This is a genomic window from Brunnivagina elsteri CCALA 953, from assembly GCF_002289455.1.
In the GTDB taxonomy this organism is placed as follows: Bacteria; Cyanobacteriota; Cyanobacteriia; order Cyanobacteriales; family Nostocaceae; genus Brunnivagina; species Brunnivagina elsteri.
The window spans coordinates 1-12,239 of sequence record NZ_NTFS01000199.1; the positions used below are offsets into that span (position 1 = coordinate 1).

A 12,239-nucleotide genomic window follows, 5' to 3' on the forward strand; every position below is an offset into this window, starting at 1 on the left:
CTTCATTAACAGGAAACCGATCAATTAACTGCATAGCCCGACGGGCATTTTTATATAAAGCATCTTGCAAATAGGGGACATGGGGAATTTGCGAGAGTAAATCGAGGGTACGACGCAAAATTCGCACCACATCACCCTCATCCAAACTCGTATTTTCGCAAAGTTCCACCCATTCCACCCCCAAAGCCCATTGTTCGACAATCGCAGTCAAATTAATGTAGCGATTTTCCAAACCAACAGGTAGGGCGACACCATGACGGTACTGCACCTTGAGTAGCGATCGCCGAATATTTCGCAAACTCGACCAAGCGTCATCAGCTTCCTTGGATAAATCAAACTTGACAAAACTGTCAGGACGTGGTGTTTCCGTGACTAATGCGGCAACAACTGCACCTAAATGATGGGGATCGAGATTATCAAGTTCCCTGCTAGACAGAACCAAAGCCAACCACAACTCATTTTCACCCCGAATTGCGGCTGCGATTTGTCCTAACTGCGTCGGCACCAGATTATCGAGACATTGGAAGTACTGCAAAATCTCGATTAAATTGACAAACTCTCCCCAATAACGTTGCGATTGCTGCTCAACAGAAGCCTGCAATTCTGCCAGTTCACCAGCAATTTCACCTGCACGGGCTTTTCGCTTAAACACAACAGCCACATTCCCCGCTTGATGTAAAGGGTGTGCTTCAATTTGCGCTTGAACTGCGGTGACACGGGCTAGCTGTTGAGAAACTTCCGGAGCCAGATAGGTAGATAATTCCGCTTCGGGAATTTGCGATGCGATCGCACTTGTTTCTTCATTACCCCGGCGTGATTGTCCAGGTTTAATTGGCATGGACGCAGGTGGTAGCAGATTTGGAGATAAATCCAGACGCGGCAACTCACCATACAAATCAACAACATCTGCGGTTGTTGCCACATACCAACGATTATCCCGACCCAAACAAACCAAATAGGGAGATGTACCCGAACCCTGGGATTTTCCAACTAAGACTGCGGGAATTGGAGCAGCGACGGTAATATTTTTACCCTTCAAGCTCAGTAAAGTTCCCGTAATCGCAAACCCAATCATCATCCCTAACTCTTCTTGTCGGGTTGACTGTGCCTGCTCTTGGAGAGTTTTTAATAACTGACGCTCGGCTTTTAACCTTTGTCGCAATTTTTCATATACTTCGATATCATGCTCATCTATTGCATCTATTTGCGCCTGGGTATCCCCCAACAGCCTCTCCAACTCATCAACACGTTCATATTGGGGACGGAGGTGGAAATTTGCCAAATATTGCCCAAAGCTGCGCTCAATCAGTTCCTTAGCCTGTTCGAGAGTGTGGGTTTGCAACAAATTCAAAACCATTCCAAAACTCGGCGTAAACTGACTAACTAACGGGTCAGCCTTCGATGTTGCCAAATAAGAGGCTTCCTTTGCACCTTCAAAGGGAGTTTGCAAAGTCACCACATACCCTTGCTTATCCATACCCCTGCGTCCTGCACGTCCTGCCATTTGCAGGAATTCGGAGGCATTTAGTAAGCGGTGTCCCGTATCGGTACGCTTAGAAAGGCTAGAAATTACCGTAGTCCTTGCTGGCATATTTATCCCTGCTGCCAGGGTTTCGGTAGCAAAGACAACCTTAATTAGACCCTGCTGAAATAATTCTTCGACTAATGCCTTCCAAGCTGGGAGAATCCCCGCATGGTGTGCGGCAATCCCTCGATACAAAGGGGCAATCTGTCCAGCACGACCAGCATCGGGGTTACGAGTTAAAAAATCATCGATTTGCACCCGTAGTTGGTAAGCTTCATCAGGATTAACAAGCCAAATATCCCCCATTTCTGCCACCGCTTTATCGCAACCCCGACGGCTGAAGATAAAGTAAATTGCTGGTAGCATATCGCGCTGCTGAAGTTGGCTGAGGATAGTGCTAATACTGGGAGCTTCTGGTCTACCCCTACCTTTATCCCCCTCACCTTTGCGTTTGCGGTTTTGTATCAACCGAGAGTTAATTTTGGTATTTGTCTCGTTGAGCAGGGGAAACAAACCCTTGGTATTGCCAAAGTTGAATGCCAGGGGAACTGGACGGAAATCGGAGTAAATGAGGTCGGTGGGTCCGTGGACTCGGTTCAGCCAATCGGTGAGTTGGTCGCTATTATCAACTGTTGCGGAGAGGGCGACAAGTTGGATTTCATGGGGACAGTAAATAATTGACTCTTCCCATACCGTACCGCGTTGGCGGTCGTTCATGTAGTGGCATTCATCAAGTACCACCGCATCGACATCGACTAATGAAATACCAACTTGCCCGATGGGAGTTCCATAGAGCATGTTGCGGAAAATTTCCGTAGTCATCACCAAGATTGGTGCATCGCGGTTAATCGAAGCGTCACCAGTTAAAAGTCCAACTTGGTCATAACCAAAACCCTCGCGGAAATCCCGTAGTTTTTGGTTAGAGAGAGCCTTGAGTGGTGTCGTATAAAATACTCGCTTACCCCTTGCGAGGGCGCGATGGATTGCATATTCGCCAATTAAGGTTTTACCGGAACCCGTAGGTGCACAAACAACCACTGAAGAACCGCCATTGAGAGATGCGATCGCTTCGAGTTGGAATGTGTCGAGTTCAAACGGGAATATGACGCTAGGGTCAACTTCTGAAGAAGGGGCAGGATAATTCACTCAATATATAATAAACGACCAGATTATATGTATATTATTCCAATCCCTATCAGGGATTCACGTATAATTCGATTAGCCGCAATAATTTGATGCCCTAACAGGAAACAGGTATTTTTAGTATACAGATTTTTATCATATCTAATTACAAGCCATATTTAAATTAAATAATTGTAAGAGAATAGGTAGAAGCTAATAAGGGAACACCAATAAATAAATTGCCCCAATCTTTTTTGTCGTAGGGGTAGGGTCTCCCCACCCTGTAAAGAATATAATTGATTGATAAATCTATGAATTAGGGAATACCAATAAATAAATCGCCCCAATCTTTTGTAGGGGCAAACGGCTGTTTGCCCTTTGTTCGCCCTTATTTATATTTCATCCAAGTGAAAAATGCTATGTGTAGTTAAGAAATGTTATTTTCTGTAAATTCCTAAACCCACACCATCAAAAATCCCCACTCCCGGCTTTACCAGGAATGGGGAAATCAGTATTTAGGTGTTATTCGTTACTCGTAACGAATAACTTGAGTAACTGGATACTTACTTACTTTCCGTGAAGTCAGCATCAATGACATCATCACCACTGCCCGAACTGGAAGCATCACCACCACCAGCAGAACCAGCATCAGCACCAGCATCAGGATTCCCACCTTCAGCACCACCTTGTTGCTGATAGAGATTGCTACCAACAGCAAACAACGCTTGTTGCAACTCAGGCATTACCCGCTTGATTTGCTCATCATCTTCCTTAGCAACAGCTTCCCTGATTTCCTTAACCAAACCTTCGACTTTGGTTTTATCAGCTTCAGGAACCTTATCACCAAGTTCTTGAATTTGCTTCTCAGCTTGGTAAGCTAACGAATCAGCTTGATTCTTGCGATCGATTTTCTCACGACGTTCTTTGTCATTAGAAGCATTTTGCTCCGCATCCCGTACCATCCGCTCAACATCACCTTTATCGAGGGTGGAAGCCCCAGTAATGCTGATCGACTGTTCCTTAGCAGTACCCTTATCCTTCGCAGTGACATTCAAAATACCGTTAGCATCGATATCGAACACAACTTCGATTTGGGGTACACCACGAGGTGCAGAAGGAATACCATCAAGACGGAAAGTTCCCAGACTCTTGTTGTCCCCAGACATTTCCCGTTCCCCTTGGAGAACGTGAATTTCCACATTAGTTTGCCCATCAACCGCAGTCGAGAATACTTCCGACTTTTTGGTAGGAATTGTCGTGTTACGAGGAATAATCTTGGTCATGACACCACCTAAGGTTTCTACACCCAAAGATAGTGGTGTGACATCAAGCAACAAGATACCCGTAACATCACCCTGTAATACACCTGCTTGAATCGCTGCACCAACAGCAACAACTTCGTCAGGGTTAACAGTTTGGTTAGGGTCTTTACCAAGAGTACGTTTGACAATTTCTTGAACTGCGGGAATACGTGTAGAACCACCCACCAACACAACTTCGTCGATGGCAGTTTTATCTACTTTCGCATCCCGTAGCGCGTTCTCAACAGGAACGCGGCAACGGTCAATTAAATCTGAACATAGTTCCTCAAACTTCGCACGGGTTAAAGTCGTGTCGAGGTGCTTGGGACCATCTTGAGTTGCGGTAATAAAGGGTAGGTTAATTTCCGCTTGGGTAACACTCGAAAGCTCAATTTTTGCTTTTTCTGCCGCTTCAGTTAGACGTTGCAATGCTTGTCTATCTTTGCGGAGTTCAATACCTTCAGTTCTTTTAAATTCATCTGCGAGGAAGTCAACGATTTTTTTATCAAAGTCGTCACCACCAAGGTGAGTATCACCGGAGGTTGCTAATACTTCAAATACACCATCACCGACTTCTAGTACTGATACGTCGAAAGTACCACCACCAAGGTCAAATACCAGGATGGTTTCGTTGCTCTTCTTATCAAAACCATAAGCCAAAGAAGCCGCTGTTGGTTCGTTGATAATCCGGAGAACTTCGATCCCAGCGATTTTACCTGCGTCCTTGGTTGCTTGACGCTGGGAGTCGTTAAAGTAAGCAGGAACGGTAATTACTGCTTGAGTAACAGTTTCACCAAGATATTTGCTTGCATCTTCAACTAACTTGCGGAGAACCTTAGCAGAAATCTCTTCTGGGGCAAAATCTTTACCCGCTTGAGGACAAGCGACTTTGACATTACCACCGCTTTGTGAAACTTTATATGATACTTCTGTTGCTTCATTAGTCACTTCTTCTTGACGACGACCGATGAAGCGTTTTACCGAATAAAAAGTATTTTCCGGGTTCATTACCGCTTGGCGTTTTGCGATTTGACCCACTAAAGTATCGCCATTTTTCGCAAATGCAACTACCGATGGAGTTGTCCGAAAACCTTCTGCGTTGGCAATAACTGTGGGTTTACCACCTTCCATGACTGCCACACAGGAGTTAGTTGTTCCTAAGTCTATTCCGACTGCTTTTGCCATTGTAGGTGCTGGCTCCGTATATAACTACAAAAAATTGAGTGTAATAATGGTAATAAATTTGAACTAACTGGGTTTAGGGACAGCCAGTTCAGCAAGATAACCTTTGATTTTGGCTTTTTAAGGGTGGAAACCCATAACTATGCTGATATATATACTGAAGCCGTTACAGCCTATTGATGAAGGGTGGTTTCCCGAACAAGATTAGGACGGTTACGCCGTTTTTCTTCATCTACTGTCTCGTTGCCTCGTAATTTCATTTGTGTACTTCGTCTAATGTATGGGAAATAATACTGTAGGTAATTCGCGTGAACCGTAATATAAGGGTGGTGTTTGCCGACAAAATCAGATAATTAGGAGTGGGGAATTGGAAAAAGATGATTTTTGTCTAGGATAATTCCATCATTTTGCCGTTCTACCCTAACTAACCATTTCCTTTCATTAGCTCAATAGGAGGTATGGGATATCGTTACGTGATAAATCAATTTAAAAATTGAGTATTAGTAATTAAAGAGAAGAAAGTGGAGTTTTGCCGATAATTGGTGATTTATTCCCCAGTAAAATTTCCCGTTAGCCAGCTTAATATAGCCAATTTAATTACTCAGTAAATTTTCTGTGAAAACTGACAGCATTTTTTACTGCATTTTCAAAGATTTCCCCAACATTTTCTTTGAACTGATTAACAACCTACCGGAAACCTCAAACACCTACACTTTTTCCTCTGTTGAAATCAAACAAACATCCTTTATATTTTCCCCATGCTGCAATTGTCTTCCCAACTCAAAGCAAGACTTTCCATACCTCTAAAAATCGGCAACCTTGAAGTTAATAGTCGAGTTCTCCAGTCTCCGCTTTCTGGTGTCACCGATTTGGTATTTCGGCGTTTGGTTCGTCGCTATGCACCCGATTCAATGCTGTATACCGAAATGGTTCATGCATCTCAATTGCAGCACGTTAAAAAACTGCCGAAAATGATGGAGGTAGACCCTAACGAAAGCCCAATTAGTATCCAATTATTTGATTGCCGATCGCAATTCCTCGCGGAAGCTGCAAAAAGGGCTGTGGCGGAGGGTGCTGATACTGTTGATATTAATATGGGTTGTCCTGTGAATAAAATCACCCGCAAAGGTGGTGGTTCTTCGTTATTGCGACAACCAGAACTGGCTGAGGAAATTGTGCGGGAGGTAGTTAAAGCTGTTGATGTGCCAATTTCAGTAAAAACTCGGATTGGTTGGGATGATGATGAAATTACCATACTTGATTTTGCCAAGCGGATGCAGGATGCTGGGGCAAAAATGATTACTGTGCATGGACGCACTCGTGCCCAAGGTTACACGGGAAATGCTCGCTGGGAATGGATTGGTAAGGTCAAGGAAGCTTTGGAAATTCCTGTAATTGGGAATGGGGATATTTTTTCGGTGGAGTCTGCTGTGCGCTGTTTGGAAGTGACTGGTGCGGATGGGGTGATGTGTTCACGGGGTACTTTGGGTTATCCGTTTTTGGTGGGTGAGGTTGATTATTTTTTGAAGACAGGGGAATTATTAGCACCTGCGACACCAATAGAAAGGTTGGAATCTGCTAAAGAGCATTTACAAGGGCTGGCTGAATATAAGGGGCAAAGGGGTATTTACCAAGCACGGAAGCATATGGCTTGGTATGCTAAGGGTTTTGTTGGTGCTTCTGAGTTGCGGGGTGAGTTGAACCTGGTTACGACTGCACAGCAAGGTGTGGATTTGTTGGATAATGCGATCGCGCAATTAACAAAAGGGTATGAGGAGATTGAGGAGGGACAAGTTGCGATCGCGCAGTGAAGTGTGTTTTTTATATTCATCTTTAAATTTCTAAATTCATACGTAGATTCAGCAGTGCTGTCATTTTTCTATGCATTTGATAATCTCTATTTATGTTGTGTGGGTATTCTAAAAACAGAGACTCAAACTCGTTGTTTTTTTGGTTTATCATGGAAGATTATTTAGCATTGGAACGGCTTTCTTGGTTGGTGACTGGTGAAAACTTAATTATTGCTTGTTGTTATTTAGCTATTAGTAGTGTTATAAGTTACGGAATTTGGCGCAATCGAGAAGCTGGAATTGATCCGCTTGTGGTTGCAGTTGCTTGTATTTTTTTAAGTTGTTCTATTGGTCATGGTATGCACTGTGTGAGTATGCTAGGGTTGCACAATGCAGTTCTCTGGCAAGCTGTAGCAGACTTTGCCACCGTCATTATTGCCTTGCGTTTTTTGAGCTTTTACAGAAGCTTTGATTTGTTGGCTTGCTTCAGTCAAATTTTTGCTTCCAAGCTGGAATTAGAAAACAAAAACCAGGTATTAGAAACGGCAATGAGGGAACTTAAACGAGCTCAAAGCCAACTAGTTCACCAAGAAAAAATGTCTAGCTTGGGGCAGTTGGTAGCAGGAGTTGCCCATGAAATCAACAACCCAGCCAATTTTATCTATGCTAACCTAGCTCATCTCCAAGACTATACTCAAAATCTTCTAAACTTTGTGCAACTTTACCAAAAACACTATTCCAACCCCATTGCTGAAGTTCAAGCGCAAGCGGAAATTATTGAGTTGGATTATTTGCAAGAAGATTTGCCCAAAATTCTTATATCTATGAATATAGGCATTGATCGCATTCGCAAGATTGTTCTATCGCTGCGAAATTTCTCGCGCATGGATGAAGCGGAACTAAAAACAGTAGATATTCATGAGGGAATTGACAGTACGCTGCTACTTTTACAGCATCGTCTCCAAGCGGGATCGGAATATCCTGAAATTCAAATTGTCAAAGATTATAGTCATCTACCGGAGGTGGAATGCTATCCAGGACAACTTAATCAGGTATTTATGAATATTCTGACAAATGCGATTGATTCTATGGAGCCACGTGATGCCAAAAATGCCTTAGAAGAAGTTGAGACTCAACCGATAAATCAGAAAAATGAGGATAAACCCTGTATTACGATTCGCACTTCTGTAGTAGATACGGCAGATGCACAATGGGTGGATATTTGCATTGCCGATAATGGTTCTGGGATTCCTGAAGACATACAGCCACGAATATTTGACCCCTTTTTTACAACAAAACCTGTTGGCAAAGGAACGGGCATGGGTATGTCTATCAGTTACCAAATCATTACCGAAAAACATGGTGGCAAGTTAAAGTGTTTTTCTACTTTTGCTCAGGGAACGGAGTTAATTATTCAACTTCCTGTTCAGCATAAATAATTCGACTATGAGCAAAGATGAAAGCTATCGATAAAATCAAAGTCAGGAAGATTTAATCGCCAGCTTTGAGGTAGTCCGTTGTTTCTGAATCGGTTTGGCTCTAAAACTAACCATGCTTTAATGCACTAGAGAGAAAAAGGGGTATAAATTATTGTAGTTTTACACCCCTGTTATTAAATTTTTAATAATTACATATAAATAAATAATAAAATGGTTACAAATCTATCGAAAGGAAGATTAAAAAAATCTAATTTTATTGGTTCTATTTTTAATTTGTGTTGTTAATTACTCCATGTTTAACCAAAACTTTATTCAAAAATCATTAAGTAACGTAATTTACTGTTAATTATTCTTGTCAAGGAGACGCTAATATTAGAAGTTTTAATTAGAGTGTTATGAGTATCGACGAACTTGTATTAAGATATGAATCCGGTGAAAGAAATTTTAAAGGTGTAAATCTCAGTGGAAGCTATCTAAATGGGATAGATTTGAGTGGGGCAAATCTACGTGGAGCATCAATTTGCGAAGCTGATTTGAGTCAGGCAATTTTAGTTGGTGCTGACTTAACTGAAGCATCCCTGGTGGGGGCAAATTTGAGTGGTGCAAATTTGAGTGGTGCAAATTTAAGTGGTGCAAAATTATATGAAGCAAAACTTAATGGTGCTGTACTCAAAGGTGCCAAGTTAAAAATGGCAGATTTAATTAATGCAGATTTTTCTGCTGCTAAGTTGCTGGAAGCAAATCTTTATGGTGCATACACCAATGGGACAAATTGGGATGGTGCGGTGATGCCTGATGGGAATGTTCACCGATATTAATGATTGAATTTTGGATGTAATTAGTAATGTTTGGCTAGTATAATAAGGCAAAAGGAATCAATTTTTTTACATCAGGTTTTTAATCCTGGTAGATGGTAGCTTTGTTTCTGCTCTACTGTACTAGTTAAAGTAATTATTGATCTCACTAAAATCAAATCTGAAATTTAAGAAACCTGGTATTTCCCAAACACCAGGTTTTTATGACTCTATGTAATATTCTCAGGAGATTTCATGGGTGTTATTAACCACCATCACCTCCCTTTCAAGTACTAAAGAACGGTTTTTTACCAAGAAAATGGGTAAAAGCCCCGTCCTTCTAGGACAGCTTTATATTATATTTTTCCGAGAATTATTGATAATCTTATGATGAGTATGATATTGTAAAACAAGTGAAATAAGACAGATATTCATGCTTGTTTTTGAGTTAAAAACCTACGGCAAAGTATTGCAATTCCAAGCGATTGATGAAGCAATCCGAACGACTCAGTTCATTCGGAACAAAGCCATCAGATTGTGGATGGATGGGCTTGCTAAGTCTTGGGTTGAACTTTTACGGCATTGTCCATTGATTGTCGAGGAGTGTCAAACCCCGTAGTTTTAAAATGCGTACAGCGCTTATTTTAAATTTGTGAAAACTCAAACCTGCACAGATTTCCGACTTCTAACTATTTTTGTTGTCTAATTTAAAGCTTTTACACAGAAGTCGGGAATCTTAACCAACGCGATAAGCAAAGCTTAATGCCAAAGGCATATCGCACCAAATAACCTGATATTTTTAGTCGCATCAAGCGATCGCAAACTGCCATATCCCCGACTTCTAACGATGCTTGTGGTCAAATTTAGAGCTTGTACATAGAAGTCGGGGATATTGAACCAATGCGATAAGCAAAGCTTAATGCCAAAGGCATATCGCACCAAATAACCTGATATTTTTAGTCGCATCAAGCGATCGCAAACTGCCATATCCCCGACTTCTAACGATGCTTGTGGTCAAATTTAGAGCTTGTACATAGAAGTCGGGGATATTGAACCAATGCGATAAGCAAAGCTTAATGCCAAAGGCATATCGCACCAAATAACCTGATATTTTTTCGCAAACTGTCATATCCCCGACTTCTAACGATGCTTGTGGTCAAATTTAAAGCTTGTACATAGAAGTCGGGGATATTAAACTAACGCGATCGCACCAAGGGAACACCAAAAAATAAATTCTCCTCACCCAAAAACCTCCATATTGCCGAACTCCCACAAATTTGCCAAGATGAGGCAAACATTGAGTAAAAAGCGATGCAGCCCGGAACAACTCTCCGTAACCGCTATCAAATCATCAAACTACTGGGAGAAGGGGGTTTCGGTCAAACCTTTCTTGCTGAGGATTTGGGTATACCGATCGATCCGAAGCCGAGATGTGTTGTCAAACGGTTGAAAACTGCAAATCTCAAAGCGGAGGAATTGGAGTGGTTGAAAAATGCCTTTGCAAAGGAAGCCGCCACTTTATACAATTTAGGTAGATTGCATCCCCAAATTCCTGGCTTATCGGAATATTTTCAAGTTGGGAACGAATTTTACTTAGTTCAAGATTTTATTGATGGTGTCGAACTCACAAATATTCTGACACCAGGGAAGAAAATTCCCGAAGTTGCTGTAATTCAACTTTTGACAGAAATTTTAGAAGTATTAGCAGTTGTCCATCAAGAAAATATTATTCACCGTGACATAAAACCCCAAAATATCATGCGTCGCCATGTTGATGGGAGAATCATCCTGATTGACTTTGGTGCAGTCAAACAAATCATGTTCAAAAACTCCGGACAAACCAGTTTGACTGTAGGAATTGGTACACCCGGTTTTATGCCAGTCGAGCAAATTATAGGTAAACCGAAATTAGCCAGCGATATCTACGCAGTGGGGATGATTGGTATCCAAGCACTGACGGGAGTAACACCCCATGAATTGGATGATGATGAAGATGGAGAAGCGATTTGGCAAGATAAGGTGAATATTAGTAGTGGTTTTGCGGAAGTCCTGACGAGGATGGTAAATAGTCGTGCAAGTCAGCGTTATCAAAATGCCGCAGAAGCTTTAGAAGCAATGCAATTCTTGAATCAACCCATTGTCCCCACGGTTATTTTACCACCAACACCTTTAGAGGAAAATGAAGAAAATCGTAACAGTGAGCCATTACAACAGACGATATTACCGAGTAGTAAAACATTCTCATCTAGTATTCAAGGGTTCTTCAATAGCTTCAAAAATACATTTACCGCGCAATTATTAGGCAAAGCTAGCTATGATTATCGAGTTATAAGAATTAATCATCATTATGCAATTACTTATCATAATCGAGGCTTGTCTCGCTATAACTTAGGAGAATATCAAGCGGCGATTGAAGATTATGATCAAGCCATCAAACTTAATCCTGATTATGCAATTGCTTATCATAATCGAGGTATAGCTCGTAGGAATTTAGGAGAACATCAAGCAGCAATTGAAGATTATAATCAAGCCATCAAACTTAATCCTGATTATGCAATTGCTTATCATAATCGAGGTATAGCTCGTAGGAATTTAGGAGAACATCAAGCAGCAATTGAAGATTATAATCAAGCCATCAAACTTAATCCTGATTATGCAATTGCTTATCATAATCGAGGTATAGCTCGTAGGAATTTAGGAGAATATCAAGCAGCAATTGAAGATTATAATCAAGCTATCAAACTTAATCCTGATTATGCAATTGCTTACAATAATCGAGGTAATGCTCGCGGCGATTTAGGAGAATATCAAGCAGCAATTCAAGATTACAACCAAGCCATAAAACTTAATCCTGATTATGCAAATGCTTATCATAATCGAGGTTTTATTCGTAGTAATTTAGGAGATTATCAGGTAGCAATAGAAGATTATCGTCAAGCTGCAAATTTGTATAAAGAACAAGGGAAAGAAAGCGATTACCAAGATGCCCTTGACCGTATTAAAGGACTTGAAAAATAATCTATCTCTAAATGTCAGATTTCTAGCTATTACATTCGATAAATAATAATTTTGTCATCATTGTAGGG

10 protein-coding genes are annotated in these 12,239 nt (G+C 41.3%); 6 read left to right on the forward strand and 4 right to left on the reverse strand.

What is annotated here, in order from left to right:
* The coding region (locus tag CK510_RS17340) for a DEAD/DEAH box helicase (protein WP_095722902.1) at positions 1–2,671 on the reverse strand (2,671 nt) is incomplete at its 3' end.
* Between the two features lie 539 nt (positions 2,672–3,210).
* Positions 3,211–5,133, reverse strand: a complete 1,923-nt coding sequence (dnaK, locus tag CK510_RS17345) for a molecular chaperone DnaK (RefSeq protein WP_095722903.1) — start codon at positions 5,131–5,133, stop codon at positions 3,211–3,213.
* A gap of 612 nt (positions 5,134–5,745) precedes the next feature.
* Here dnaK and CK510_RS17350 point away from each other — a divergent pair.
* From CK510_RS17350 to CK510_RS34285, 5 genes are all read left to right on the forward strand, one after another.
* Positions 5,746–5,937: a DUF2887 domain-containing protein gene (locus CK510_RS17350; protein ID WP_095722904.1), complete on the forward strand. Its 192-nt coding sequence runs from the start codon at positions 5,746–5,748 to the stop codon at positions 5,935–5,937.
* Complete coding sequence (dusB, locus tag CK510_RS17355) at positions 5,889–6,941, forward strand: tRNA dihydrouridine synthase DusB (RefSeq protein ID WP_095722905.1); 1,053 nt, start codon at positions 5,889–5,891, stop codon at positions 6,939–6,941. The genes CK510_RS17350 and dusB overlap by 49 nt, the downstream gene beginning before the upstream one ends.
* A 149-nt stretch (positions 6,942–7,090) precedes the next feature.
* Entirely contained in the window at positions 7,091–8,359 is a 1,269-nt protein-coding gene (locus CK510_RS17360; protein ID WP_245912190.1) for a sensor histidine kinase, read from the forward strand.
* A gap of 395 nt (positions 8,360–8,754) precedes the next feature.
* On the forward strand, positions 8,755–9,177 hold the full coding sequence (locus CK510_RS17365) for a pentapeptide repeat-containing protein (protein ID WP_095722907.1): 423 nt from the start codon (positions 8,755–8,757) through the stop codon (positions 9,175–9,177).
* Positions 9,178–9,586: 409 nt separating this feature from the next.
* Positions 9,587–9,772: a hypothetical protein gene (locus CK510_RS34285; protein WP_342745974.1), complete on the forward strand. Its 186-nt coding sequence runs from the start codon at positions 9,587–9,589 to the stop codon at positions 9,770–9,772.
* A 140-nt stretch (positions 9,773–9,912) separates the two neighbouring features.
* Here the strand turns inward: CK510_RS34285 and CK510_RS31070 are convergent, their stop codons facing one another.
* Positions 9,913–10,140 (reverse strand): hypothetical protein, encoded by a 228-nt coding sequence (locus tag CK510_RS31070; RefSeq protein WP_158224922.1) that lies wholly within the window; start codon positions 10,138–10,140, stop codon positions 9,913–9,915.
* Positions 10,070–10,282, reverse strand: coding sequence for a hypothetical protein (locus tag CK510_RS31075; protein ID WP_143289334.1), 213 nt, complete (start codon positions 10,280–10,282; stop codon positions 10,070–10,072). Before CK510_RS31075 ends, CK510_RS31070 begins: the two co-directional genes overlap by 71 nt.
* Before the next feature lie 182 nt (positions 10,283–10,464).
* Between CK510_RS31075 and CK510_RS33505 the strand changes: the two genes are divergently transcribed.
* Positions 10,465–12,171: a serine/threonine-protein kinase gene (locus CK510_RS33505; RefSeq protein ID WP_158224923.1), complete on the forward strand. Its 1,707-nt coding sequence runs from the start codon at positions 10,465–10,467 to the stop codon at positions 12,169–12,171.
* Positions 12,172–12,239 lie beyond the last annotated feature (68 nt).

What these genes read in the sequence shown, in the direction of transcription:
- dnaK (WP_095722903.1), bottom strand. Translation starts at nt 5,133, where the DNA reads ATGGCAAAAGCAGTCGGAATAGACTTAGGAACAACTAACTCCTGTGTG.
- dusB (WP_095722905.1), top strand. Translation starts at nt 5,889, where the DNA reads ATGCTGCAATTGTCTTCCCAACTCAAAGCAAGACTTTCCATACCTCTA.
- CK510_RS17360 (WP_245912190.1), top strand. Translation starts at nt 7,091, where the DNA reads ATGGAAGATTATTTAGCATTGGAACGGCTTTCTTGGTTGGTGACTGGT.
- CK510_RS17365 (WP_095722907.1), top strand. Translation starts at nt 8,755, where the DNA reads ATGAGTATCGACGAACTTGTATTAAGATATGAATCCGGTGAAAGAAAT.
- CK510_RS34285 (WP_342745974.1), top strand. Translation starts at nt 9,587, where the DNA reads ATGCTTGTTTTTGAGTTAAAAACCTACGGCAAAGTATTGCAATTCCAA.
- CK510_RS31070 (WP_158224922.1), bottom strand. Translation starts at nt 10,140, where the DNA reads ATGGCAGTTTGCGATCGCTTGATGCGACTAAAAATATCAGGTTATTTG.
- CK510_RS31075 (WP_143289334.1), bottom strand. Translation starts at nt 10,282, where the DNA reads ATGACAGTTTGCGAAAAAATATCAGGTTATTTGGTGCGATATGCCTTT.
- CK510_RS33505 (WP_158224923.1), top strand. Translation starts at nt 10,465, where the DNA reads ATGCAGCCCGGAACAACTCTCCGTAACCGCTATCAAATCATCAAACTA.